This is a genomic window from Aquipluma nitroreducens (assembly GCF_009689585.1).
Lineage (GTDB): Bacteria > Bacteroidota > Bacteroidia > Bacteroidales > Prolixibacteraceae > Aquipluma > Aquipluma nitroreducens.
In genome coordinates this window covers 2,416,163-2,441,650 of the sequence record NZ_AP018694.1, presented here as the reverse complement: position 1 = coordinate 2,441,650, position 25,488 = coordinate 2,416,163, and the positions used below count along the sequence as shown (strand labels likewise).

The 25,488-nt window shown below is 40.2% G+C and carries 23 protein-coding genes; 7 read left to right on the top strand and 16 right to left on the bottom strand.

Features of this window, described 5'->3' with window-relative positions; genetic code table 11:
• Positions 1-30: 30 nt before the first annotated feature.
• Positions 31-921, top strand: coding sequence for a hypothetical protein (locus tag AQPE_RS10230; protein ID WP_318350958.1), 891 nt, complete (start codon positions 31-33; stop codon positions 919-921).
• Positions 922-982: 61 nt separating this feature from the next.
• Here the strand turns inward: AQPE_RS10230 and AQPE_RS10225 are convergent, their stop codons facing one another.
• The 3 genes from AQPE_RS10225 to istA form a co-directional block, all read right to left on the bottom strand.
• Complete coding sequence (locus AQPE_RS10225; protein WP_318350957.1) at positions 983-1,837, bottom strand: HsdM family class I SAM-dependent methyltransferase; 855 nt, start codon at positions 1,835-1,837, stop codon at positions 983-985.
• A 141-nt stretch (positions 1,838-1,978) separates the two neighbouring features.
• Positions 1,979-2,710 carry an IS21-like element helper ATPase IstB gene (gene istB, locus AQPE_RS10220; RefSeq protein WP_318346872.1) on the bottom strand — a complete coding sequence of 244 codons (732 nt, stop codon included), beginning with the start codon at positions 2,708-2,710 and terminating at the stop codon, positions 1,979-1,981.
• Between the two features lie 90 nt (positions 2,711-2,800).
• Positions 2,801-4,339: an IS21 family transposase gene (gene istA, locus AQPE_RS10215; protein ID WP_318346873.1), complete on the bottom strand. Its 1,539-nt coding sequence runs from the start codon at positions 4,337-4,339 to the stop codon at positions 2,801-2,803.
• A 240-nt stretch (positions 4,340-4,579) separates the two neighbouring features.
• Here istA and AQPE_RS10210 point away from each other — a divergent pair, with 240 nt between their 5' ends.
• The 4 genes from AQPE_RS10210 to AQPE_RS10195 all read left to right on the top strand — a co-directional run bounded on the left by AQPE_RS10210 (position 4,580) and on the right by AQPE_RS10195 (position 10,099).
• Positions 4,580-5,245 carry a hypothetical protein gene (locus AQPE_RS10210; RefSeq protein ID WP_318350956.1) on the top strand — a complete coding sequence of 222 codons (666 nt, stop codon included), beginning with the start codon at positions 4,580-4,582 and terminating at the stop codon, positions 5,243-5,245.
• A 453-nt stretch (positions 5,246-5,698) separates the two neighbouring features.
• Positions 5,699-5,932: a helix-turn-helix domain-containing protein gene (locus AQPE_RS10205; protein ID WP_318350955.1), complete on the top strand. Its 234-nt coding sequence runs from the start codon at positions 5,699-5,701 to the stop codon at positions 5,930-5,932.
• 5 nt (positions 5,933-5,937) lie between these two features.
• The gene (locus tag AQPE_RS10200; RefSeq protein WP_318350954.1) at positions 5,938-7,146 is read left to right on the top strand and encodes a tyrosine-type recombinase/integrase; all 1,209 of its coding nucleotides are present in this window, start codon (positions 5,938-5,940) and stop codon (positions 7,144-7,146) included.
• Positions 7,147-7,285: 139 nt separating this feature from the next.
• Entirely contained in the window at positions 7,286-10,099 is a 2,814-nt protein-coding gene (locus tag AQPE_RS10195) for an FISUMP domain-containing protein (RefSeq protein WP_318350953.1), read from the top strand.
• A 685-nt stretch (positions 10,100-10,784) separates the two neighbouring features.
• Here AQPE_RS10195 and AQPE_RS10190 read toward each other — a convergent pair.
• On the bottom strand, positions 10,785-11,699 hold the full coding sequence (locus AQPE_RS10190; RefSeq protein WP_318350952.1) for an IS3 family transposase: 915 nt from the start codon (positions 11,697-11,699) through the stop codon (positions 10,785-10,787).
• Positions 11,696-12,136, bottom strand: a complete 441-nt coding sequence (locus AQPE_RS10185) for a hypothetical protein (RefSeq protein ID WP_318347998.1) — start codon at positions 12,134-12,136, stop codon at positions 11,696-11,698. Before AQPE_RS10185 ends, AQPE_RS10190 begins: the two co-directional genes overlap by 4 nt.
• 314 nt (positions 12,137-12,450) lie before the next feature.
• Between AQPE_RS10185 and AQPE_RS10180 the strand changes: the two genes are divergently transcribed.
• Positions 12,451-12,573, top strand: coding sequence for a hypothetical protein (locus AQPE_RS10180; protein ID WP_318350951.1), 123 nt, complete (start codon positions 12,451-12,453; stop codon positions 12,571-12,573).
• Positions 12,574-12,856: 283 nt separating this feature from the next.
• Here the strand turns inward: AQPE_RS10180 and AQPE_RS10175 are convergent, their stop codons facing one another.
• The 11 genes from AQPE_RS10175 to AQPE_RS10125 all read right to left on the bottom strand — a co-directional run bounded on the left by AQPE_RS10175 (position 12,857) and on the right by AQPE_RS10125 (position 24,353).
• Complete coding sequence (locus AQPE_RS10175; protein WP_318350950.1) at positions 12,857-14,239, bottom strand: outer membrane protein assembly factor BamB family protein; 1,383 nt, start codon at positions 14,237-14,239, stop codon at positions 12,857-12,859.
• A gap of 81 nt (positions 14,240-14,320) precedes the next feature.
• Positions 14,321-15,190 carry an SIR2 family NAD-dependent protein deacylase gene (locus tag AQPE_RS10170; protein WP_318350949.1) on the bottom strand — a complete coding sequence of 290 codons (870 nt, stop codon included), beginning with the start codon at positions 15,188-15,190 and terminating at the stop codon, positions 14,321-14,323.
• A gap of 154 nt (positions 15,191-15,344) precedes the next feature.
• Positions 15,345-16,592: a PQQ-binding-like beta-propeller repeat protein gene (locus AQPE_RS10165; RefSeq protein ID WP_318350948.1), complete on the bottom strand. Its 1,248-nt coding sequence runs from the start codon at positions 16,590-16,592 to the stop codon at positions 15,345-15,347.
• A gap of 78 nt (positions 16,593-16,670) precedes the next feature.
• On the bottom strand, positions 16,671-17,414 hold the full coding sequence (locus tag AQPE_RS10160; RefSeq protein ID WP_318350947.1) for a hypothetical protein: 744 nt from the start codon (positions 17,412-17,414) through the stop codon (positions 16,671-16,673).
• Between the two features lie 86 nt (positions 17,415-17,500).
• Complete coding sequence (locus AQPE_RS10155) at positions 17,501-18,352, bottom strand: aldo/keto reductase (protein ID WP_318350946.1); 852 nt, start codon at positions 18,350-18,352, stop codon at positions 17,501-17,503.
• A gap of 18 nt (positions 18,353-18,370) precedes the next feature.
• Positions 18,371-18,859: a (R)-mandelonitrile lyase gene (locus AQPE_RS10150; RefSeq protein ID WP_318350945.1), complete on the bottom strand. Its 489-nt coding sequence runs from the start codon at positions 18,857-18,859 to the stop codon at positions 18,371-18,373.
• Positions 18,860-18,882: 23 nt separating this feature from the next.
• Positions 18,883-19,620, bottom strand: coding sequence for a carboxymuconolactone decarboxylase family protein (locus AQPE_RS10145; RefSeq protein WP_318350944.1), 738 nt, complete (start codon positions 19,618-19,620; stop codon positions 18,883-18,885).
• A gap of 282 nt (positions 19,621-19,902) precedes the next feature.
• Positions 19,903-21,543, bottom strand: a complete 1,641-nt coding sequence (locus tag AQPE_RS10140; protein ID WP_318350943.1) for a carboxylesterase/lipase family protein — start codon at positions 21,541-21,543, stop codon at positions 19,903-19,905.
• A 24-nt stretch (positions 21,544-21,567) separates the two neighbouring features.
• A complete protein-coding gene (locus AQPE_RS10135; protein ID WP_318350942.1) occupies positions 21,568-22,041 on the bottom strand; it encodes a nuclear transport factor 2 family protein in 474 nt (157 codons plus the stop codon).
• A gap of 11 nt (positions 22,042-22,052) precedes the next feature.
• Complete coding sequence (locus tag AQPE_RS10130) at positions 22,053-23,102, bottom strand: alpha/beta hydrolase (protein WP_318350941.1); 1,050 nt, start codon at positions 23,100-23,102, stop codon at positions 22,053-22,055.
• A gap of 120 nt (positions 23,103-23,222) precedes the next feature.
• Positions 23,223-24,353, bottom strand: a complete 1,131-nt coding sequence (locus tag AQPE_RS10125; RefSeq protein ID WP_318350940.1) for an alpha/beta hydrolase — start codon at positions 24,351-24,353, stop codon at positions 23,223-23,225.
• Positions 24,354-24,511: 158 nt separating this feature from the next.
• Between AQPE_RS10125 and AQPE_RS10120 the strand changes: the two genes are divergently transcribed.
• Positions 24,512-25,420 carry a helix-turn-helix domain-containing protein gene (locus AQPE_RS10120; protein ID WP_318350939.1) on the top strand — a complete coding sequence of 303 codons (909 nt, stop codon included), beginning with the start codon at positions 24,512-24,514 and terminating at the stop codon, positions 25,418-25,420.
• The last annotated feature ends 68 nt before the right edge of the window (positions 25,421-25,488 follow it).

Below are 25,488 nucleotides of genomic sequence, written 5' to 3'. Positions count from 1 at the left end.
TTTTTACATAGAACACAATATACACATATTATGGAGTTAATTGTATCTAACCTTTCCAGTTGTTTCTGCTCTAGTGTTCCTGTGTCTGATATACTGAATCAAAAGATTAAGAATCAAGATGAGAAAGTCACTATTTCAGAAGTAGAGAGGAGTCTTTCAAAAGCTAAAAATTATACCTCAGGCTCAATTGTTCTTGATTCAACAAATATTTCTTCTCAATTTGAGATCACTAAAGTTGATGGAACAGATGGGACTGGAGCACACAGAATAGAAGGTTCAACTACTGGTACTGGTGAAGGTACAGGTTCAACTACTGGTACTGGTGGAGGTACAGGTGGAGGTGGAGGTACAGGTTTAGGGACTGGTTACCCTGGGCTTATAACCTATAGTTTAAACAATGGTACTCCAAATTTTGCTATTGGTTTAAATTCAACTCTTGAAGAGTATAAATTAAATTCAAGAGATATAACTAAGGATGTAAGTAATTTCACATTTTTGGGAATTTCATTAGCATTATTAATTTTTAGCATTTACTTTTTTTCTTCAACTTCCCGCTTATATAGATCAAAAATTGAAAATTGGAAACAAGAAGCTATTATTGATCAGCTTATATATATGATTGCTCTAATATTTGTATCTTCTTGGGTTGCATTAATTTGTTATGTGAAAAACTTAAAATTAGACTTCATTTTTCAAGACTTGGTCTTATATCCAAAACAATATATCTTAGGTATAATACTAGCCATATTAATATTATCAATTACCTCCATTTATAGACATTTCTTACTGCTTAGATTATTTTCAATTGAAGAATCCTCTTCTGAAAATCAGAAGAAAAAGAATGTAACATTAGTTACCTTGACATTCAGTGCAGTCAATCTTGGTAGTAGTCTAATTACTATTATTACTGCATTTTTTTAACACTAAAACCAATTAAGATTCATGTTATTAATTGGAACAAAGAAATTTCCAATTATCTTGACTATAAAACTATTTTTGAATTTAGTTTTACCATTATCTCCCTAAAGCTTTCTAATCCAGCCTCCAGATTTTCAATGATGTCTTCAGCTATTGTTTCTGGATCAGGTAAGTTATCCAAATCAGCAAGAGATTTATCCTTTAGCCAAGTGATGTCTAAACTGGTTTTATCTCTGCTTATAATTTCATCATAAGTGAACTTTCTCCAATTACCTTCCGGATTAGATTCAGTATTGTATGTTTCTTTCCTTTTAAATCTGTTTGATGGATTGTAGCAAGAAATGAAATCTTTCAGATCATCCAGTTTTAAAGGATTTTTCTTTAAGGTGTGGTGAATATTTGTCCTGTAGTCATACACCCAAATTTCTTTTGTCCAAGGGGCTTTACTAGCTGGTTTATTATCAAAGAAAATGACATTGGCTTTTACTCCCTGGGCATAGAAAATTCCTGTTGGTAAACGTAAGATGGTATGCAGATCAGCGGTTTCAAGTAATTTCTTCCTTACTGTTTCACCTGCTCCACCTTCAAATAATACGTTATCAGGTACAACAACTGCTGCCAATCCTGTTGTTTTAAGCATTGAACGGATATGCTGTACAAAATTCAATTGCTTGTTACTGGTAGTTGCCCAAAAATCCTGTCTGTTGTAAGTCAAATCATCCTTTTCCTGTTCACCTTCATCATTGGTGAACGTCTGGGAACTCTTTTTACCAAATGGAGGATTAGCCAGGACATAATCATAGGTTGTTGGAGAAGCAGCAATTAAGGCATCAGCAGGAGAAATAAAGTTATCTGAGTCAATGTCCCCAATATTGTGAAGAAACATGTTCATGAGGGCTAATCTTCTAGTTCCTGCCACTATTGGATTTGCCGGTTAAATTGACCAGTCCGCGCCGTTTTATATTGACCACCTTTCGCCGGAGTAAATTGACCACCTATTTTCAATATTGAGAACGATCATTTCCTTGTTTTGATTAGAGTTATACAAAATTAGATTTATTTATTCTGATTCAACAGTTTCTACGATTTTGTTTCGTTGTCTTCTTCGTATTGATTCTCCTACAAGTTCCATTCGATGAGCATCATGAACAATGCGGTCAAGTATTGCATCCGCTATTGTTTGTTCTCCGATAACCTCATACCATTGTGCCACTGGCAACTGAGAGGTTATAATGGTTGAACGGTTTCCGTGACGATCTTCCACGATTTCCATAAGTACCGACCTGTTTGATGCATCAAGCGGCTGCAAGCCAAAATCGTCCAGAATCAAAAGATCCTGTCTTTCTATCTTTGCAACTTCTCTGATGTACGAACCATCTGCTTTGGCCATTTTTAATCTTGTAAACAGCTTTGTAGTGTTGGCATAAAGTACTTTGAACCCAAGGGTACAGGCTTGATTTCCGATAGCAGAAGCAATGAAGCTCTTGCCTATTCCGGTACTCCCGGTGATCAGAAGATTCTCTTTTCTTCCGATAAAAGTACACTCAGCCATACGCATGAACTGATTTTTGTCCAGGTTGCGATCTATATCAAAGTGCAACTGCTCAATGTTGGCTTTATAACGGAACTTTGCATTGCGCATTTGCCTCTCTATGCGGCGATTGTTACGATCATCCCATTCGGCATCAATAAGCATCGATACCATTTCATCGCCTGTCATTTGAATCATGCTGCCATTCTCGATGCTTGTTCTAAAGGCACGAACCATACCGAAGAACTTCATCTGTCTCATTTTTTGAAGCGTTTGCTCATTCATTTTATTCGATTTAAGGTTAAACAATACCCGGAGGGGTAGCCGTTACAGCTTTCCTCCGGGGAGATATTACCGGTAATAGTTTTTACCACGTATGTTCAGGTGAGGGGGCATTGACTGATCAACATGCTGCTGATCATCAACGTTTCGGTCAAGTCCTTTTTCAAGGATTACCCGGATGGTCTGATAGCTGTAATCGCCATATTGAAGTGCACGCAGACAAGCATTGTTAAGCCGCTCTTTTCCGGCACGTACCGAAAAACTTAAAACTCCCTGGCAGGATCGATAGGTCTGCTCCGGATGCTGCCGGGCATTTAGCAACTGGATAATATATTCTTTTGTTTGAGGGCCTACCTCTGCGGCTCGTTCGATAAATTTATCGGGGTTCCAGTCGCTCATGAAGCGGTGCTGCGAGGCCAGATGATCTGTTATTGTTGTGTGTCCAAAAAGGTGCCTGTTCCTTTTGTGCACTGCAATTCGCTCGTAGCGGTGATAAATTTCAACCTCAGATTGGCTGTAAAGCAAGGTTACCTTCTTGCCGATAAAATGGTAAGGAACACTGTAATAATGCTTATCCTCGGCAAGGCAGACGTAATTGTTCTTCATCACAGAAGCGATATAGCGTCGCTTCAACTCATATCTCTTTTCAGGTAAAGGGTGCAAAAAGTGTCGTTCAGTATCTTCGAATAACTGTCGCCTGCTGAATGGCCTTCCTGTAAGCGGCCTGTTATTATGAGCTTCCAGTGCCTCCCTGATCGCGCTATTTAGCAGTTCAATGCAAGAATATACATTACCCTTTAAAATGCTGTAAATCGAACGGTAAATGATTTTGACGGCACCTTCTACCAACGCTTTGTGTTTGGGTTTATACGGAGCTGCCGGTAAAGCCGCCATCGAATAATAGCTTACGAAGTCACGAAAAGCCTCATTAAGTGTTGGCTCATAACGATTACTCTTGATTACCGCCGATTTTAAGTTATCCGTAACGATGGCATTAGGAACACCTCCGAAGTAATGTAATGCATTTTCGCAGGAGTTGATGAAGTCTTCCTTCTGTTGGGTATAACTGGCCTCTACGTAGGTCAACTGGCTTGCACCCAGTATGGCGACAAAAACCTCTACCTCTGTGATGTCTAATGTTTCCGGATCTAAAACCTTGAGTTTTTCGCCTGCATAATCAACATACATCTTCTCCCCGGCCTTATGCTCAATGTGCATAACCGGATTACGAACCTTCTTCCAGAGAAGATAATAATGCTTGAACTGTGAAAACCGATAGCCTGCAGGATGCTGTTCAAAATATTGCTCCCAAAGCTTCTCCTTGGTGTTTCCCCGGATCTTCAATGCTTTTTCCATGGTGGGGAAAAATGCTTCCAGAGATTGATAACGCAGATCATTCTCAATATGATTGCGTGGAACCATATCCAGAAACATCTGCTCAAGTTCAGTGTCACTCATCAGTTGAATCTCCTGGGGCGATTTGCCCGAAGCCAGGAACAACCTGATATACTTCTTAACACTATTGCGGGGAAGACCTGTCCGTTCCCCGATGGACTGTTTACTTACACCCTCGGTGTAAAGCCTGATAATGCTTCTTACCTTGCTCATAATGATTAGTTTATTTGACATTTTGATTATATTGAACAAAGCCAACTTAATCATAAATGCCCGCTAATCAACAAGGATAAATCGTTCTTAGAGGGTGGTCAATTTGCTCCGGCGCAACCCAACCATTTTGACCGGCGGAAGGTGGTCAATTTGTTCCGGCGAACACTGGATATTTTATCCGGCGTGTCCACTCGTTGACAGAACTATATAATTCATTATTAATATTTTAAATTAAATTTTATGGCTTTAAACGTTAGTAAAGGAAACATGTATGGATTCGTTTCCCATACATGGAACACAGTCAAAGGCTCCTGTTACCATGATTGTTCCTATTGTTATGTGAAACGTTGGGGAAACCTAAATCCTGTCCGGTTTGATGAAAAAGAACTCAGGACAAAATTGGGAAACGGAAATTTCATTTTCGTTGGTAGTAGTAATGATATGTTTGCTTCAGACATATCAAGGGAGTGGATACAAAGAACTATCGATCATTGTAACAGTTTCGACAACCAGTATCTCTTTCAAACCAAGAATCCCGGAAGATTGTCAAAGTTTGAATTACCTCAAAATTCGGTAATCTGTACAACAATAGAATCAAATCGGTTCTATCCAGAAATCATGAACAACAGTCCCGAACCCTCTTTACGTGCTGAAGCAATGTTACGTATCGATTTACCTAAGTATGTCACCATCGAGCCTATACTGGAATTTGATATGGAAGAACTTGTGGAACTCATTAAGTCCTGTAATCCAATTCAGGTAAACATTGGTGCAGACAGTGGTAACCACAAATTACCAGAACCAAGCAGGGAAAAGGTTCTTCTTTTGATTGATAAGTTGAACAAGTTCACAAGTGTCAAACAAAAAAGGAATCTAAAAAGAATCGTTAACAAAATTCCTGATTAGAAACGAAGACTGCTGTTAACAGGAAGTTTGAAAGATTCAATACCCTGATTTTTGAAATTTCCAGGCCAGAATTTTTTTTGATTCTCCAAGAGATTTTGAATCAACAGGTTTTTGTCGAAAAGTAAATCGAAAAAACAGGTCAACTCTGAAAAAATACCAGAAAATTTCGAAAGAGATATTGAGTTTAGTTTATAACTACCTGAATATCATATATTAAGACAGAATACCCCGCAGAGCTTCCGGCAAGGCTCCCGGCAGCCCCGGGAGAGAAAAAGGGATCCTCGGAGAGAGATCGATCTGCTATTTGTTTGGCTCGAAAGATCTCCAAGAGAGAACCAGATCATAAAATTGCTTGGCTCAACATACTCTACGCCAGAGACTTGATCACAATTTGATAGCACTCAAATTTTCCTAACACCAAATTTTTAGCTTATAATTTACAATTGAAAAGTAATGAAAACAGAAAACAAAATAGATGAATCATTTTATATGAATGTAGAAATGGTCAGTAAGTATTTACACGTTGCAGAATCAACAGTTTACCGTTGGGTGGGTATGAATTTCATACCCTATGCGAAACTTGGAACCAAAAACGTGTTCATTAAAGAACAGATTGATACATGGGTCAAACAAAATGTTGTTACCCAAACCAAACTTCCGGAGTTACCAACTTTCAGAAATAACTAATCACCATGGCAAAGTTCAATATCGTATTAGACACACGGGTTAAGAAGAAAAGTAACCAGTACAACCTAACCGTAAGGATGGTTAACGGGAATGATGTCATGTTCCTGAACATCGTCAAAATTAACAAGAAACAGTATGACTTGGTGTTCACCAGAAAGTCAATGGACGAAGAACATGTTAAATTTCGTGAAGATTGTAATACGTTCCTGTCCAAATGTGAACGGATATTTGGTCAGTTGAAACCCTTTGACAAGACTCAATTCAGAAAACTCGTCTATCAGGAAGAAAAAGTCATTCCAGAAGGTTTAATGCTCAGTGATCTGTTTGACAGGTATCTCGAAACCAACGATAAAATCAAGATCAGAACCAAGGACCATTACAAGACCACGAAGAACGTTTTGGAAACCTTTAAACCTGGGATTACAGTTTGGGATGTAACACCCGACATGTTGAATAAATTCGAAAGGGAAAGAACTCTAAAAGGTAGTTCTGAAGCAACGGCTTCATCCTACATTCGCCATTTACGAAGTCTGATCAATCATTTTTCAAAGGTTGAGAAGCTGATTCCGGATTCCTATACCTACCCTTTTGGCAAAGGCGGTTACTCTGTCGGAAATTACTGGGGTCAGAAACTGGTTCTTTCCAATAAAGAAATTAAACGAATTGCGGAGCTGGATGAATTTGTCAGCGACGAACACGAATACGCACGAGATATATGGTTGTTTCTGTATCGCTGCAACGGGATTAACATGGCAGACCTGCTCAGAATGAAGTGGACAAATATTAAAGGTGATTACTTCGTGTTCAAAAGAATGAAAACCGAAACAACCCGCAGGTATAACAAAAAGGACATTGTAGTTCCGATAACTCCAAAGGTGCAGGAACTGATTGACAAGGTTGGAGTGAAGGATAGTCCGTTTATTTTGGGGTATTTCAAGGAAGATTTTAATGATAATACCTTCCGAAATAAAATCAACAGGGTAACAATACCCATCAACAAAAAACTCGGTGAAATCAGTAAGAAACTGAATTTATCGGTGGAACTGAAGCTGAAAACGGCACGCGATAGCTACGCCACAACCCTGAAAAGAGCTGGTAAATCCAAGGATGAGATTTCTGAAATGCTGGGTCATTCCAATAGTGTGGTTACCGAACATTATCTGGCTAGCCTTGACATGGAAAAGACCTTTGATATTAATGATTGTCTTTACTAAAAATAGTGAGCAAGGTCTTTACTTTTCCAATAATCGTTCAAATTCAAAGGTTCATCCATCAAAGGCACCATTTATAAAATGGATAGAAATCATTCAGACAGATTTTGTAAATTTCAGGCTGCTAACAAAACCCAATGCAATGAAAAAACCAATTCTATTCATATTTCTCTCGTTAAGTGTATTAATCCTTCACGCTCAGAATTATCTAATCAATTTTTCAGGTACCGGATCAAGTACTACGGTTGAAACTGTAACTGTCGAAAACCTTACCCAAGGTAAGAGCATCACTTTTGCAGGTTCAAAGACGCTTCATTTGATGGATAAGGTTACCGGGAACACTCCATTATTGGAGTACATAGACTATCCGATGATTGTATACCCGAATCCATCTTCTGGTGATTTCCAAGTCCAATTTGAAGCTCAAAAATCTGGAATGGTTACTGTCGCCATTTATGATATTAGCGGAAGAGAGATTAACGAGCAACAACAAAGAATTAAGAGTGGATTTCAGTCTTTTAAAATTGATGGATTAGGTAATGGAGTTTTTACCATTCAGGTGTTACTCGAAGATAGAAAGTTTACCCAAAAAGTAGTCTGCAACGGCAAAACGAATTCAAACGTTTCTATCACTTATAATGGATTAAGCGAGGTCAATCAAAATAAAACAACACTTAAAAATGCATCCATAGAGCAAACATGGCAATATAATGAAGGTGATCGATTGAAATTTCAAGGAACTTCTGGCAAGTACAGCACTATTGTAATGGATGTTCCGACTCAAAGCAAGACACTATCCTTTGATTTCGTTGAATGTGCCGATGCTGACGGTAATAATTATCCTGTTGTCAAAATTGGCAATCAGCTTTGGATGGCTGAAAACTTAAGAACAACCAAATATAGAACTGGAGATGTAATCCCTCAAATTTATGACGACAAAGATTGGGATTCTCTCAACTCATTAAATATTGGAGGATATTGTTGGTACCAAAATAACGCCAACAATATTAAGTTTTTTGGTGCATTATATCAGTATTCAACAGTAACTGATACTTTAAAGATTGCCCCAATTGGCTGGCACATTCCAACGTCTGAAGAATGGAAAACTTTGATCGCATATTTAGATGGTAATTCAGCAGGAAACAAGCTTAAAGAATCTGGTAAAACCCATTGGGAGCAACCGATCCAAGCTGGAACAAACGAAAGTGGATATAGCGCAGGACCAGGAGGTTATCGTTACAGTGGCTTTTGGGGAATTGGACATGAAGGATATTGGTGGAGTTCTACCGAATCTTCTACTTCAGATGCCTACCGTGTGGGTCTTATTATCAACGATCCTTCTTGCCAAATTACTACGATAAATAAACTTTATGGATTGTCTGTTAGATGTATAAAAGGTGATATACCGCAATTAGCTACAATAGCGCCATATAATAATAATTCAACCTCAGTAACAACGGGAGGGAATATCACTGATAATGGAGATAGTCCAATTCTGGAACAAGGAGTTTGCTGGAGTATTTTTCAAAACCCGACAATTCTAGACAATAAGATTATTGATAAATCGAGTAGTAGTTCATTCACTAGCGCAATTAATGGGTTAAATGAAGAATCATGTTATTATATTCGGGCCTATGCAAAAAATGCCTATGGAACTGGGTATGGAAACCAAGTTACCACTTTATGTCCTGAAATTTATTCGTCTAAAACTTCCACAATAAATATAAATATTCCTGGAATTTCAGATGACAATTTAAATACTGGTGTTAATGGAAGTATATCGGGAACTGTAGTTTATATGAAAGATGGCGTTGAAAACATGATTATCACTCCTACCTTATTTTTTAATGAACCTCTTATTCCCGCAATTCATCTTATTAAAAAGGAAGACTCTTGGGTTTATGGAGATAACTATTCTTCAGGGTCAATGGGTTGTGCAAGAAATTATGACTTTTTAGATGATCGTGGAACAATAGTATTTTCAGACACAGGATTAGAATTAAAAGAAGGAACATGGCCGATGGGGAATTTAATGGTTGCCAGAACAATTGGGGATAAATTAAGTTGGTCGACCGTTTCGAATGATCGGAGCTTTTATCATTCAGTTTCCACTGGAGATATAAATAATGACGGATTGAAAGATATTGTGGGTTTACACATGGGAACTAAAGGAAGTTGGACGAACGACAATTTGCATACATATACCCAAAATGCAGATGGTACTTTTAGTGAAAATAGAGATATTATTTCATTATCTAAGGTGACTGAAAACTATGGCGGAGGAGCTGTATTAGTAGCGGATGTATTAGGAGATTCAAGACCTGAAATTATAAAAGCTGATTATGGTCAGAACCCGACATATCCTTCTCCAAGATACAGTTTTGCAATATTTTCGTTTGACCAGAACACGGGACATTATGAATTGGTCAAGTCTCCAGGTCCTCTGGGAGTTTTTGAAAACCCTGATAGAGGTGCAACATCAATAAAAGAGGCAGATTTTGATAATGACGGAGATTTGGATTTGGCTGTAGCCACTGAGGGGACAGATTTTAATGGAATAGAGATTTGGCTAAATGACGGTGCTGGCAATTTTACACCAAGTGATCAAAAAATAGAGTTTAGCCCGATAGATTTACAATTTAGAGAGTTTCAGGTTATGGATATTGACAATGATGGGTATCTTGATATTGTTTTAAATCCATTTCATTATGGCAAACTATTCCGCATAGATGCTGAATCGTCGGACCTCGATAAAACTGAAGGAATAATACTTAACAATTTAATATGGAAAAACTCAACGGGAAAGTTCAGTCTTCTTAAGAAAGATATTATCGTTTATGGTGTTATACCTGAATTTGTCAAAGGATTTAAAATAAATGGTAAATTGACTTTCTTTTGCGTTAGAGGTAATGCCAATAGCAGTATAACGATCACTGAAATTGTTCCTCATTTATAATAGATTAGATATTATTGTAGTTTCGGAATGAATGTAGAAGCTTTTTCCCATGTACAGGAAATACGTCTAAATTGGTTTAAATTTGCTTCATGCGTTTGTAGCACTCCCAACCATTCTCTAACTTCAAATAACATTGTAGATTTCTTGTTTGATCCTGACAAATGTTTGTTTCAAAAACCACGCTAGGTTATGAGCTAGGTTTTGTGATAAATCATGATAAACCAATGTAATTTTACTGAAAACGTCAAAAAAATGAATATTGATAATCAATAACTTAACAAAAATAAAACTAATTAAAATTATTCGTAACATCCTCATAATCAGGGAGTCACTGGTTCAAGCCCAGTTGGGCCCACGCATTGAAATAGAAGCAGTTACAAAAATATTTTGTAACTGCTTTTTTCTTTATTTGCACACAATTTGCACACAACTTACATTATCTCCCTAGGTCAGCTTCTATCTCATCTCCTTCAATTTATCCTCCATAACTAATCGAACGTGAAAAATCGTGGGTTCTTACATTCGACTAGGTAATTCCATAAAGCTTTTTTGTAAAATTAATTCAAAATGCCGTTGCCGTCGGTGGGGAAAAGTGTGGGTGTGAGGTAGGAAACATGACTCGTCCTGAAAAAAGTTTACAGATTAATACTTAAATCCTGATATAAGTTTACACAAGAAATTAATCCTAAGATTGGTTTACAATGGTAGGTTTTTTCTTGTAATAATTTTTCCATAATCTATTTGTTTTTAAACCTTGTTGATGAACTTGACTTGGGTAATGATTTCCAATACTCATATGAGGCCTATCTTCATTATACAGACGAACAGACTTGGCCAATAATAACCTTGCTTCGTATATTGATTTAACAGGACTGTCATTAAGATATTCGTCTTTTAATATTCCATTTAATCTCTCGGCAATTGCATTCTCTAAAGGATCACCGTTTTCTGTCATGCTAATTTGAATGTGATTTTCATTCAATAATCTTACATACTCATTGCAGCAATATTGAACTCCTCTGTCGGAATGATGAATTAGGTTTAACTGGATATTCGGCCCTAATATCAGTTCGCTGAGTGCCATTTTAAGAGCTTCTATGGTTTCAACGGTTTCTAATGAAAGGGCAACATGATAGCCTACTACTTTGCGAGAAAATGCATCGGTTATAAAACTTATATAAACATAAATCCCATTGATTTTCCAATACGTAATATCGCTCACCCAAAGCTGGTTCGGACCTGTTGGGACAAACCCTCGTATCAAATTCTTATATTTCCTGAGCCAATGATGCGACTGGGTGGTCTGTATCCGCCTCGTCCTTTTTCTTACAAGCATGTGGTTTGATGACAACAAGTCAAATAAAGCATCCCGGCCCATCTTGATTTGATGGTCTATCATAAACTTACAAAGCTTGTCATGCAACTTACGTGTACCCATTCTTTTGTGGCCTTCCCGGATTTTTGAGACTTCTGATAGCAATATATCTTCTTCTATGCTAACTTCCATACCTTTCCATCCATTTTGATAGTATGCCTGCCTGGTTAAACCAAACCATCCACATAGCTTGGCAAGGCCTATGTGTGAAAAATTAGTCTTCATTTCTTCAATGGTTTGGTATTGACTTTTTTTCTGATAGAAATGTTAAATTCTTTCTCAGCAATGTCAATCATAGTCGAGAATGCAACTGCTTTCATTTCTGCATCCCTCAACTGGGATTCCAACTCAAGGTTCCTTTTTTTCAATTGAAGATTTTCAAATGAGTCGCCAATTGATGCAACAACAGTATTCTTTCTAGCCATAACGCCATTATTTTCAACGAAGTTAGGCCTTCTTGTTGGAAGTTTGGTATTGTAACCTAATTTGCGCATCCAGCGCAGCAATTGCCCATGTTCTTCTTCTTCGCCTGTGTACTTTTTCCAGATTTCTTGCTTGGTACACTTGCATGAAATCATTTCTTGAATAATCTGGTGACGTTCCGAATCGGTAAAATAATTACCCCTTTTTAATCCTGAAATAGCTTTACTTTTCTCTTCCATTTTACACTTTTTAGTGTAAACCTATTTTAGGACAAGTCAACACTTATACGCAGGGTGCTGAAGCTGGTGAGGTGAACGAATGAAATAGTGAAATGAGATACGAATGGAACGGTTGAATGAGTGAAACGAACCGGCTGCAAGCACAAAGGCCAATCGCGAATGCTCCTTTATCTTTACCTGTACCAATAAAGGGCGGTGGAGTATTTAAGGTTTTTATCTTTCGGGGCAAACTATACCGCAGTGCATACTGCTGTTTGGGTAGGGAAAAGCAAGTGTGGTGACTGAATGCAAAGAAGCGAATTGGGGTGGGTGGAATGGAGCTTCCCGTTTTGGCTTTGAGTTTCGGAACGTGGGACAGGAAAGCCAAAGGGGAGCGCAATGAAACGGCGGGTTGGCCTGAGCGAAATGGAATGAATGAAGCACTCTTGCGTGGGTAGCCTAGGCTGGGGGTTGACAATGAACGGAATGTAACGAAAGGTGGCGGAACGAAGTGCAGCCCTGAAGTGTAATGTAGAGAAGCGGAAGGCTCCTGCCACAGGCTTTGGCCGTAAAACAATTCATGGACTGCACCTTAGATGGGTGGTTGGGCTTTTTGTGGGTTACACCAGCAACAAAATTAAGTTGGTAGTTTTTAAGAAATGAAAAAAGTCAGTAGCTATTGAGTAACATACTGAATGATTACTGACTTTTTCATTTCGTTTTGCTAATATTCTCAAAATGTTATTTAGCAACTTTCACGCACATCATCCGGCTTTGATCACGGATCAATAGTTTGCCATCAGCGAGTGCGATTGGCGCCCAGTTTTGAGTTCCAAACCTTGCTGCTCCCGGGTTGTCGCTTTTAACTTCAGTAAGCAATTCAGTTTTTGCCAAGGGCTTAAATGCTGTCGGATCGGGTTCAATCAGGTACAAAGCTTTTGCACCATCGGTAGCCAAAATCAAACCATCGGCCAAAATCATGCTGCCTTTATTAAAGTCAGGTTCCTTTTTTGTTTTCCACATGATTTCACCATTCATGTTCATGCAAACCAAACCGTCGCGGCGGTTATTGGTTCCGTACTGGGCATAGAAATAACCGTTGTATAAAAGTGGAGTTTTGGTCTGATCACCAAATTCTACCGTCTTAAAAAGTTCTTTTGCGCCATAACTACCATTGGGCTGTTTTTCTACTTTTATCATCAAAGCGCCGTACTCATATCCCCCCACAGCAAGTATCCTGTTTTCTCCGGCATCAACTGCACTTGCCACAGTAATATGGCATTCCCATCCTTCGAATTTCCATAGAATCTTTCCCGAAGAGGGTTCTATTCCAACTATACTGCCCAAAGTTTTAGCCTGTTCTGATCGTCCGAATGGATTTGTAGATGAAATAACCATTACAATCTGGTCTTTCCCATCTATTTTAACAACCGACGGACTGACATAATTTTCGTTACCCAAATTGGGTGTTTTCCACACTACGTCGCCCGTATTTTTGTTGTAAGCAACCACACCGGCTCCAGGTGCCTGAGATGCAAGAATAAGTAAATCGCCATAAACCAGAGGACACTGCGAAATAGCCCAGATTGGAAAATTTCCACGCCCCCCAAAACCGCCCTGTCCACCTGCCGGCTCTTTTGAGGGAGCATTGCCCGAATCGCCTCCAAAGTCGGTCCAGACGTTTTTATTCCAAACAGGTTTGTGTGTGTTGATGTCGATGCAATACAGGTTTCCGTAAGGTCCGCAGGAATATACATAATTACCGTCAATTGCCGGAACACTACGTGAACCTGGAAACATGACCGAGCCTGGGGCTTCGTATCCAAAGCTCCAAAGTTCTTTTCCTGAAGACAGATCGAAGCATTTAAGGATATCGCCTACTTTATCGTCGCGGTCGAGTAAATAAACTTTTCCGTCTTTAATTACCGGACCGCCGTAGCCAATACCTACATTGACAGTCCACAGAACTTCCGGCCCGGTTGCAGGCCATGTGCGTAAAATACCCTTTTGGTCTGAAATGCTGTTCCGGTTTGGACCCAGGTATTGTGGCCAGTCCTGGGCCATTAAACTTGTAAAACAAGCAAAAATAATAACGGTTAAAATGAAAGCTTTCCTTAGTTTCATGGTTGTTGATTTATTAATGTTATTTATACAATGGGTTATAAGGTTTTTTTTGATCTATTTTTAAATGATTTCGAATAAAAACTAAACATACTGAGTTACAGAGGAGCAAAATTCCTTAATATCAATGCGATAGGATAATGTTTGTTTGTCAGCAAAAGGTACTTCTGTCAGGTAATCGTTTAGGTTAACCCTGATCAGGATCGAATTTTTATAATTGGCAGCTATATATTCGAATGGATACCTGATTATTGTTGAACTTTCACTGCCCACACCCAGCTCAAGTAAAACAAGTTTCCCCTTTACTGAATTTCTCAGAAAATCAATATAATCTGTTGATTTTTGCATCCACGGGATACTATTAAAATTGACCGATTCGAGGATATTGGGTTCGAGAAAACTTCCGCACCGTGGACAGGTTGGTATATTTGAACTTCGGATGGCGAATGGATTTTCAGACAAATCATCCAGCATCAATTCAACCATTTTTCGGTTTGGTACTAATTTCTTCGTGCAAGGCATTGAACACTGAAAAAAGGAAAGATCGCCATGCGGAGAATAGATTCTTTGCTTTTCAAACCCAGCGTTGACAAACTGTCCGTCGGTTGTAGTGGTAATCACAAAATGCGGTTTGCTTTTTACCATATCGAGTAAATTGGTGTACACATCTTCCGGAGGAGTTGAACATCGGAAGGCCGAAATATAGCGGGCCAGAAAAGCATAATGCTCTTCTGCGCTTGGAAAATAAAAGGAAACAGCTTCGGCGACAGTTCGTAATCCGTAGCGGCGCGTATAGCCCGGGAATAATCTTTTAAACGTTTCAAAATCGTCAGTTAAGAATCCCGCGGCAGCCGACAACCCTGTACCTGCTCCAATTAAAACGGTGTCGCAATTGTCGATAATTTCTTTGGCTATCGCTAAATCGTTATTATTAATTGTGGTAATTTCTTTCATTCTGTAGCTGTTATTTCAGAAGAACTCCTAACCAAAACACATTGATTATAAATTCATTAATCCATTAAGGAAATTTTGAAAAGATACTGGGATTCCGCCTTGCAGACAGACAAGATCTCCAATAACGCATCCCAATATCTAATCAGTAGTCAGCCTACATGGCCTTAATGTCGTAAGCCATCAGCGCATTGGTGTGCCTGATGTAAAGGACTCCGTTGTGGATTACCGGATGTGCCCAGAATGGTCCGGCGTCTCCTTGCTTAATCTGAAAGCTGCTGACAAGATCGAACTTTTCAGGGTTGGCTTTTAGCAGTCCCACATTTCCTCTTTTCTCGTCGTAAACATAAAGCATGCCTTCGGCTGAAATGATTGAACCTTTACATTCCCAATGTTGTTCCCATTTTTTTGCTCCGGTTTTCCAATCGATGCAGCACCAGTTGCCATCGGCATTGTTCAGCCAATTCGCACCGTAGATATAACCACCTACCTGAACAACTCCGCCATGGTGAACATCCAGAACCTGATCTTTCCAAACGGCACTGGCACTTTTACCATCATCTGCAATCTTGACCATCATGCCGCCTACATCGTATCCACCGGTTACGTAAACCATACCATCCTGATATAACGGGGTAACACACAAAATAAGGTCCCAGTTAAATCCGGCAGGTTTGTCAATGGGCACCTTCCAAAGGATTTCCCCGTTCGAGGCGTCAACGGCAAAAACATTTCCCAACGATACATTAACAATCATTTTTTTGCCTGCGTAACTGACAAGGATAGGAGATACATAGCCCGGTTTATCATTCAGGCTTGCCGACTTCCAAAGCACTGCGCCGGTTGTTTTGTTTAATGCCATTGTCATTGTTTCAGACCCTCCCGGGGTGAAATAAAGTTTGTCGCCATCGATTATCAGCGATTCTGCGATTCCCCACATGCCATACGTGCCCTTGTTCATTTCACTGGCTTTGTAGCTCCAGATTACTTTTCCTGAAGTTCCATCGATGCAGGCAATGTCACCATATCCGCTGGTTGTATATACTTTATTGCCTTCAACAGTAGGAGTGGACCTACTTTCCGGATAGGATTGTGTCCATGCACGGCCAGTGACGGTTTGCCACAAAATTTTTCCATTCATGTCCAGTGCAAACAAGACGTCATCCGCCCCAACCTTGCCAGTGGTGTATATGACATTATTTCCAAACGAAACCGAAGAATTGCCTTTGGGGAGTTCAAGGTTTGTCCAAAGCAGTTTCGGGCCTTCGGCAGGCCACGATTTCAACAGCCCGGTTTCAGATGAAACACCGGTCCTGTTTGCTTCGCGAAATTCACTGATTTGCTGTGCGTTAACACCCTTAAAGAGCATCAATGACACCAGAAAGTATAAGAGTAAAAGTTTCATAATTAAAAAATTAGGTGATTTTAAATTATTTGTTTTGGTTTATTTACATCAGTTATTTCTATGCTTCAAAGGCTCATTCTACATTTTGCTGAATCGGCCATTAAAACTATAAATCAAGCTGACATTCCACAGCAAATCTTTTTTAGTGGTAATGTTGGTTGTAAAAGCCCGATTGGCCAGAGCCGAAACCGAGAGCGGAAAATTCTTTTTGTTCATCGATAAAATTAGGTTGTAATAGAAACCATCTTTTTTATCAATGTTCAGGTAGTAAAATTGAGGCGAAAATCGCAGGGAATATTGATCTGACAATTTAATATTAGAAATGGTAGTTCGCAAATTGATGAAGTTTGTGTGTTTCGAAAGATCGCTTTCTATTCCGTAGGCGTACAAATAATATAAGCCAACATTAATATTTTTTGTAAACGAGTAGTTTGGCGAAAGTTCGGCGCCAAGGATACGCCGTAAAAGCATATCTTCCTTAGTAACACCATTTTTGGTCACAACCATTCGGCGAAATGAGAGTGCCGGATGGGCGCCAATGGTGAAATGCATTTTTTCCGATTCAATCAGTTTATATCGCCACCAAAACAGAAACGACCAGGGTTTACCTTCCATGGCAAACCGAAACGAGGGTTCGAAACTAAGCCTGTCGCCGCCAATGACAAAATCGAATAAAACGGCAGGTTTCCCCAAGGTTAAATTCGGAATTGTTGAAATCCCTTTGTTGGTAACTGTTATAACCGTCCCGAAACGATACGACTTTTTGTTCTCGGTGGTCTGCGAAAACGACTTATAACCAAGCAATAAAGAGACAAATAGCAATAATGAACTATTTGTCGGAAATCTTAAATTACTGAATAAAAAATACTTCCTCACGATATTTTTATATGTGTTTAAGAATTATCTAATTATAGATCAAGCATTCTGCTTCCCAACCATTTTATAATTGCCGGATCGCGATGATCGAAAAAGCTGCTGGTTTTCATGTCAAGCGTTGAAATGGCTTCCATATCTTCAGCACTCAGTTCAAAATCGAAAATGTCGAAGTTTTCCTTGATTCGTTCCTTTTTTACCGATTTCGGAATAGCAACAACACCTCTTTGAGTAAGCCCGCGAAGAACAACCTGAGCTACCGATTTATTGTATTTGCTACCGATGGCAGCTAAAACTTCATTTTGAAAAATGTTATTCTTTCCTTCGGCAAACGGCCCCCAGGATTCAATCTGTACCCCATTCTCTACCAGGAATTTTTGTGTTTCTATTTGCTGATTGAAGGGGTGGGTTTCAATCTGGTTTACTGCAGGAACAACTTCATTGAAAGTTATCATATCCATCACACGGTCGGGCTGGAAGTTGCTCACTCCAATGGCTCTAACTTTTCCCACTTTGTATAATTCTTCCATCGCTCTCCACGAACCATGCACATCACCGTATGGCTGATGGATCAGGTACAAATCCAAATAATCCAGCTGCAGCTTGTTTAACGATTTTTCAAAAGCCTTTTTCGTGTTCTCGTAGCCCGCATCCTGAACCCAAAGCTTGGTGGTAATAAATAACTCTTCCCTAGCAACACCGCTTCTTTTAATGGCATTGCCAACTGCGACTTCATTCATGTACGATGCGGCAGTATCGATTAACCGATAACCTGCTTCAATGGCATCAATAACACTATTTTCACATTCCTTTTGATCTGGTATCTGAAATACCCCAAATCCTAAAATGGGCATTTCAACCCCATTGTTTAAAACGACTTGTTTCACTATTAATGTTTTAAAATTTCATTCATTCACCTTGTTATACTCTTCATCTGTAACTGGTTGTGACCAAACCACACTTCCTTTGTCGATATTAGGGTTTATCGCGATATGAGTAAGTCCGCTACCGGACGCTGCACCGTGCCAGTGCTCTGTATCAGGCGGGATTCTGACGAAATCGCCTTTTTGGATGAGTTGTGCGGGTTTGCCTTTTTCCTGATAATACCCTTTTCCGTCGGTAACAAGGAGGATTTGTCCGCCCGGATGTTTGTGCCAGTTCGTCCTTGCTCCTGGCTCAAAGGTTACATTACCAATTGAGGTATTATATGTACTGTCGTTGGTCATAAACATTTGCACCCACGCCGAACCGGTAAAGTTGTTGTTGGTAACTTTATTCCCTTTTGGGAAAACAAGCTCTGCATTTTGTTCCTTCGCTGTTTCAGTCTTCATATTGTTACAGGCAACCAATAAAACCGAAAGAAACATTACACTTAATTTTAAAATAGTCTTCATTTTGATCCATTTTTTGAGTTTAATTACCGTGCGTTTTTCAGCACCTCATCTAAAACAGTCTGTGCATCATTGGCTTCTTTTTCAGCTGCTGTTGATTTTATAACACTTATGAATTGCTTTAACTGTAAGGAAGTTAAGCCTAAACTAATGCAGATATTCAAGTGCGAACGCAGCATCGGTTCTGCGCCTCCAATTGCACTGATCACCGAGATGGTTACCAATTCCCGTTCGGTATAAGTTAAAACATCCCGTTCGAAAATATCGGCAAACAAATGCTCTTTAAGGAAGGTATCGATTACAGGGGCAAAAGCTGAATAACCGGTCAAGGCGCCGTTCTGTGGCGCTTTTGTGAGTTCTCCCAATACCTTTTTACCACGCTCGTATTTGTTCGGTTCCTGACTGATAGGCGATGCATCAGCGCCTGTTTCATCGTTGATTCCTTTGGCTTTGCGTTCATTTAATACTTCCATAAAAGTTTGCAACCCGCGAATACTTCTTGGGAAACCGCAGTAGGCATACAAATGAATGAGGACTTCCTTAATTTGGTTAATTGTCAGACCTGCATCAAGCCCTGCATTTAGCTCGGGCTTTAATTTTATTAAATCGCCCTTTGCCGTTAATGCAGCAATGGAAATAATGCTCTGGTATTTACGGCTTAACGGTTCTTCAACTGTACTTTCTTGTTGTGCATTTACTCCTGACGGCAAGCCAACAACAATCATCAACAATACTATTACTGGTATTTTAAGGAATGAATTCATATTTTCTTTTTTTTCATGTTTTCCCAAACAAAGGTCTAAAGAATAATAGGGAATAATGGTATCTGGATTACGGAATATCCTACCATTTTTACTTATCCAATCTTTTTCGATTATCAATACTAATTATATCTTTTATAAGACGATACGATTATGAATTGTTTGCCTTTTAGATGAAACAACAGGAACCTTGAGATCCGAAAACTTCACTATTCCCGATCAAGATTCCTGTTGTTATAAGCAAATTATAGCGATTCGCAATTTTGCATTGCGTCACTTCGCCGGTTAAATTCCATTTGGTTGCAATTTATCCCCCATGTTCACGGCCTTTTCAATCACGTCCAGTCTCGCTTTCCATAGATCGGGTTTACCAACGGGTTTACCATCCGATTGAACATCGAGAATCTCGTTGGATTTTGGACTGTATAAAGGCCATTTCGGAAGATCCTTGCCATTCGGATTGCCTGTCTTCGCGAAGTTTACCCAATAGGCGTTCATTATTCTGGCAACCTCTTTGTCCTCTGCTGTAGGAGGTGGTGGAGGCGGTCCGAAGCCTCCTATACCCAGATTGTCGAACGCAAACGAAATATCGGTTCCGTGTCCGGGGCCATATTTCATCCGTTCCTTCATTGCAGATGGTACGTACGAAAAGAGAAAAACGTAGGCCGGATCTCCAACGGCTGCAAAAGATTTTGCGGTGAACCGCGCAGGCTCTGCCCAAACTTTATCTGTATTAAATCTTGTTTGTACCTCAGCAAATTCTTTGGTTCCATCAGGATCGTAAGCGGCTTTTGCCTCTTCTTTTAGTGCACCGAACATCGAAAACAATTCTTCCTTTGAACTGCTGGTATTCACAAAGCCGCCGCCTATTTCGGCACTATTGCACCCGATCATGAGCGGAACGCGGGCTTGCCTACCTGCCTTGTAGGCGCTCTCAGCAGTTTCTGTGACAAACTTACCGTCGAGGATCGGGCCTGGATAGATACGAGGTCCCCCTTGGCCATCAGTTTCCCCACCACTCACAATCTCTGCTACTGGCAAAGCGCGTAACTTAGCCAAAGCGGCTGCATCAGTACCTTCTATTTTAAGTTTGCGGGCGAAATTAATGCCAATGGTTTCTGCTGAAACCGGATAATATGGACTCGCATTTTCTTTATTGATCGGTCTGCCAGTCAAAACACCATCACGGCCACCGCTGGAATGACCGATTGCCTTATGGAAAAGCCCCTTGGCTGCGGGTATGGTCAGAAGTGAATGAATCGAAACACCACCTGCAGAGAAACCGAAAATGGTCACATTTTTAGGATCGCCACCAAATGCAGCAATATTCTGCTGAACCCACTTTAATGCGGCAATCTGGTCCATAAAGGCGTAACTGCCTTTGGGTTCTTCTGGATGCTCCTTGCTCAATGCGGGGAAAGCGAAATGGCCCAGGCGCCCCAGACGGTAATTGATGGTAACCAGGACAACTCTTTTTTTTGCAAATCCGTCTCCGGATGTGTTACCGCTACCACCTGTGAAGCCGCCACCATGAATCCATACCATGACTGGCAGTTTTGCTTTTTTTGCAGCACCGGCAGGTCTCCAGATGTTCAGGAACAGGCAATCTTCAGACGAGCCCGCCTGAATAGCTCCCGGAGCAGCGCCCCATCCTGCCTGAGCGCAACTTGCGCCAAATTTGCTCGCATCACGCTCTCCCTGCCATGTTTTCACAGGTTGAGGCGGACGCCAGCGAAACTCACCAACCGGTGCAGCAGCATAAGGAATTCCTTTAAAACTTTCAACATCTCCTTCCGTTATACCGCGCACGATCCCTGAAGCTGTTTGAACTTTTGGTGCATCTTCCGGAGAAGTATTGACAACAGTTTGCTGGGCATTCAAACTAAAACTGATAAGAATGGCTAAACCTGCTACTATTTTTTTCATCTTAATATTTGTTTTAATGATAATTTACTGTCCGCCTGGTGTCATTAACTTGGAAAACGAAAGTGAGCCCAAGATCCAGTTGCCGTTCAGTTTCACATAGACTTCTGTAACCATAAATGGATTGGTTACTTCGTTTCCACCAACCACAGCCAAAAGTGTGATTCGGTTTAACAGGATGGCAGTATTGTCAATGATATTAACCGTTACCTCATGGACGTCCGCTTTCTTGTACCAGATCATGCCGTTTTTAATGATATTGACTTCCTGTTCTTTTCCCCACGATCCTCCCATGTGAACAAACATCGATTTTTCGTGAAAAAGACCGGCCAGTTTATCTGCATTTTTGTCGGCCATCCACTGCCACTTTTCTTTTGAAAGATTAATAACTTCCTGTTCCACAGCAGTAAAGGTTCTATTTGTCGGATTTAAACCAGGTTGCCCAAAGGACAATTGAGTACTCATAATAATTAAAAATAAACCGAGAATTGTTGTTTTCATATTGCTTTTATTTATAAGTATTTACCAAAGAATTCGTTGAGTTTATTCATTGCCTGAGCTACATATTCAGGAACATAATAGGTTTGAATGTGGGTAGCTCCCGGAATCAGAAAGATTTCTTTCTCCTTTGTGCCGGTAGCAAGGTTGAAAGCACTGTCGGTCATGTAGTACGTGTCGGCTTTGCTTCCCGCCATCATCAACAGTGGCTGGTTGATTAAATCCATGTTGGTGGATGCGTCAAAAGCCATCAGATCGAGCAGGCTGCTCATGGTGTACCTGAAGGTGGAATTGGGGTGTGCATGGGTTTTGCCATAATATAAGTAGCCTTCGCGATACAGATCAAACGGCAGCTTAGCTATTTCTTCATCGGTCATTTTAGTATCGGCAGCATAACGCACTTCGCCGCCAGCCGCTTCCAAGGCACGGGCTTCAGAAGCCTGTTTTAAACGTTGCTGAATGGTGGCCAGTCCTGAATCCATGAATCCGTTGCGCCTGACCACGCCGGAATTAAACATACTCAGGGTAGCCACTACTTTAAAGCGTTTGTCGGTTTGAGCCGCTTTTAAAGCATAGCCGCCACCCCCGCAAATGCCCAATAAACCTAAATGACTGGCATCAACTCCTGCATATTGGGTAATGAAATCGGCCATGCCACGAATGTCTTCAATTCGATTAGCCGGTTTATCCACATTACGGGGTATTCCGCCACTTGCTCCTTGGTACGACGCATCAGCAGCAATGACGATATAACCCGATTCGGCTAAATGCTGCGCATATAGTCCGGCTACCTGCTCTTTCACACCGCCGTTGGGGTGAGCTACCACTACCGTTGGATATTTCTTCATCGGGTCGTAGTTGGCAGGTGTATAAATATTGGCTGCGATATCAATGTCATTCAGTTTATAGGTAACAGGATGAATATTCACCTTTCCGGGCACATTTTCTGTAATAGCATCCCTGTAAACCAGACCAAATGCATTGGCAGGTTTGGGTTGAGCTGACGAAATGAAGTTGATTGACGTAACCATGATTATCAAAAAATAGTTTCTTATACTTTTCATATTAATGATTTTTAGATGCCACCAAGTCACTAAGGCCCCAAGAATCACAAAGAAAATCTTAGTGAAACTTTGTGATTTTGTGGCGTTTTAATTGATAATTAAAGACTGCCTGTAAACCTTTCATTTGTCCAGTCCTTTTTCTTTTAACCACGCCGACATCAAATCGGCTATTTCAATGTTGTTTAAATCTGAAAATGGGAAATGTGTATTGCCTTTTATGCCAATTTCAGGAAGGTGAATCACGGTAACATCGCCGCCATGCTTGTTCACACAATCGCGCCACAAACGAGCCATTTCCAAACGAGCCCGCCAACCATCCTGTCCCGGGTTATCCATTGGTTTTTCAGGGATGTTATCACCGTAGTAAATAATGATCGGGATTTTCGTGAGCTTCATAAAATCGGAGATAGGAACTCCAATCGCGGCAAGTGTACCCCCGGCCATTGGGATAGGAGCAGGCACTTCTCCGTCAGGAAATACAAAACCGCTTCCCGGCTCATAGGAAACGATGGCTTTTATATTCTGATTTTTGATTGCGGTACCCCAACCCATACCGCCTGAATGTGAGTGTGTAACCAAAATTGCCGGGCCAATTTTAGTGAATAACGCCGAAACAGCATCGGTATTGACATTGATATCGATAGGTCCAAGGTTGGGTACCATTTGGCGAAAATACTGGTTTAGTGTCTCTGAATCTTTTGAAAATTGTACACCTTCAAAATAGTTTGGCCAGATTCCTACCCGAAAAGTACCAAACCAACCTTGTTCATCGGGGGTTGGTGCAATGGTGGCTGTCGCAGTACTGCGGCTGGCATTGCCTCTCCTTGGCTGGTCGATAAGATAAACACCAAATCCACGGCGCAAGAAGATGTTCTGATATCCTTCACGTCCGTCAGGAGTGGTTTCCCATGTTTTGGAAAACTGTCCGATACCGTGCCACATCACTAGCGGATATTTGCGGGCCTTAACCGGAACCTGATAAAAAATATAGGCATGGTCGCCATGAAAGGTTTGCCCTTCCGTAGTCTGATTATACGGATTAAAAGTACCGGGATTGGTAACCACAGTGCCGCCAACGGCAAAACTGCCTTGCTCCTGAATCATCAATGGCTTTTCTTTGGGTTTGGCATTAACCGACAGGCTGATGACCGTCAAAAACAACAAAAACGCAAGCATCAGGTAACGCTTTATACAACTTACCAATGCATCATTGAATCTCACCGATTCTAGATCTTTTGTTTCTCTTCTCATGGTGTATAAATTTTTCATTACTACAAATGTAAGGACTTGTTATTCAGGCATTGGTATATAAATTACTGTATCTTCTACCATTTTTACTGATTGCACATCTTGAATGATTACAACTAGGTTAGAATACTTAAATTTGTTTCAGAAAAACAATAAAAGCTATGGAACGGATTTTCAAATTTGATACGGTTACTGAATACAATGCCCTGAACAATCACGAAACATTGCACCCTTTGGTCAGTGTCATCAATTTTTCAAAAGCGAATCCAAGGTCGTGGGGAGAAAAGAGTGTCAGGATAAATTATGGGCTGTATTGTATTTTCCTGAAAGATTTTAAAGGCTGCGATTTAAAATACGGACGTAACTATTACGACTACCAGGAAGGCACGCTGGTTTTTGTTTCGCCCGGGCAAATGATGGTTGTTGAAACCGACGGACAAGTGTATCAGCCTAAAGGATATGCTCTGGTGTTTCATCCCGACCTGATCCGCGGGACGTCTCTGGGCAGGATCATCCATGAGTATAACTTCTTCAGCTACAACGCTAACGAAGCGTTGCACCTGTCAGAACGTGAAAGGCAGATTGTGCTTGATTGTTTTTCAAAAATAGACTTTGAATTGCAGCAAAACATCGACAAACACAGCAAAAAATTGATTGCCTCAAATATCGAATTGTTCCTGAATTACTGCGACCGATTTTATGACCGGCAATTCATTACACGAGATAATGTCAATAAAGGCATTCTGGAAAAGTTTGAAGAACTGCTGAATGGCTATTTTTCATCAGCCAAACCCCAAACAATTGGGATACCATCTGTTTCATATTGTGCAGAAGAGCTTCATTTGTCGCCCAACTATTTTGGCGATTTGATTAAAAAAGAAACCGGAAAATCAGCCAAGGAATACATTCAGAACAAAATTATTGACATTGCCAAGAACAAAACCTTTGACAGCAATAAAAGTGTAAATGAAATTGCTTACGAATTGGGTTTCAAATATCCTCAGCACTTTACCAGACTGTTTAAAAACGTAACAGGCTTTACGCCCAATGAATACCGGTTTCAAAATTAAGTTTTTCAGTCAGAAAAAAGTCAGAAGTCATTCGGAACGTTTTGCAATGACTACTGACTTTTCCTTTT

Bases quoted from the DNA above. Each gene is read 5' to 3' on its own strand.
- AQPE_RS10195 (WP_318350953.1), top strand. From the start codon at position 7,286: ATGAAAAAACCAATTCTATTCATATTTCTCTCGTTAAGTGTATTAATC.
- AQPE_RS10185 (WP_318347998.1), bottom strand. From the start codon at position 12,136: ATGGAAGAGAAAAGTAAAGCTATTTCAGGATTAAAAAGGGGTAATTAT.
- AQPE_RS10210 (WP_318350956.1), top strand. From the start codon at position 4,580: ATGGCTTTAAACGTTAGTAAAGGAAACATGTATGGATTCGTTTCCCAT.
- AQPE_RS10135 (WP_318350942.1), bottom strand. From the start codon at position 22,041: ATGAAAACAACAATTCTCGGTTTATTTTTAATTATTATGAGTACTCAA.
- AQPE_RS10145 (WP_318350944.1), bottom strand. From the start codon at position 19,620: ATGAATTCATTCCTTAAAATACCAGTAATAGTATTGTTGATGATTGTT.
- AQPE_RS10150 (WP_318350945.1), bottom strand. From the start codon at position 18,859: ATGAAGACTATTTTAAAATTAAGTGTAATGTTTCTTTCGGTTTTATTG.
- AQPE_RS10140 (WP_318350943.1), bottom strand. From the start codon at position 21,543: ATGAAAAAAATAGTAGCAGGTTTAGCCATTCTTATCAGTTTTAGTTTG.
- AQPE_RS10120 (WP_318350939.1), top strand. From the start codon at position 24,512: ATGGAACGGATTTTCAAATTTGATACGGTTACTGAATACAATGCCCTG.
- AQPE_RS10180 (WP_318350951.1), top strand. From the start codon at position 12,451: ATGGAGCTTCCCGTTTTGGCTTTGAGTTTCGGAACGTGGGACAGGAAA.
- AQPE_RS10125 (WP_318350940.1), bottom strand. From the start codon at position 24,353: ATGAGAAGAGAAACAAAAGATCTAGAATCGGTGAGATTCAATGATGCA.
- AQPE_RS10175 (WP_318350950.1), bottom strand. From the start codon at position 14,239: ATGAAACTAAGGAAAGCTTTCATTTTAACCGTTATTATTTTTGCTTGT.
- AQPE_RS10190 (WP_318350952.1), bottom strand. From the start codon at position 11,699: ATGAAGACTAATTTTTCACACATAGGCCTTGCCAAGCTATGTGGATGG.
- istB (WP_318346872.1), bottom strand. From the start codon at position 2,710: ATGAGACAGATGAAGTTCTTCGGTATGGTTCGTGCCTTTAGAACAAGC.
- AQPE_RS10130 (WP_318350941.1), bottom strand. From the start codon at position 23,102: ATGAAAAGTATAAGAAACTATTTTTTGATAATCATGGTTACGTCAATC.
- AQPE_RS10200 (WP_318350954.1), top strand. From the start codon at position 5,938: ATGGCAAAGTTCAATATCGTATTAGACACACGGGTTAAGAAGAAAAGT.
- AQPE_RS10230 (WP_318350958.1), top strand. From the start codon at position 31: ATGGAGTTAATTGTATCTAACCTTTCCAGTTGTTTCTGCTCTAGTGTT.
- istA (WP_318346873.1), bottom strand. From the start codon at position 4,339: ATGAGCAAGGTAAGAAGCATTATCAGGCTTTACACCGAGGGTGTAAGT.
- AQPE_RS10205 (WP_318350955.1), top strand. From the start codon at position 5,699: ATGAAAACAGAAAACAAAATAGATGAATCATTTTATATGAATGTAGAA.
- AQPE_RS10165 (WP_318350948.1), bottom strand. From the start codon at position 16,592: ATGAAACTTTTACTCTTATACTTTCTGGTGTCATTGATGCTCTTTAAG.
- AQPE_RS10170 (WP_318350949.1), bottom strand. From the start codon at position 15,190: ATGAAAGAAATTACCACAATTAATAATAACGATTTAGCGATAGCCAAA.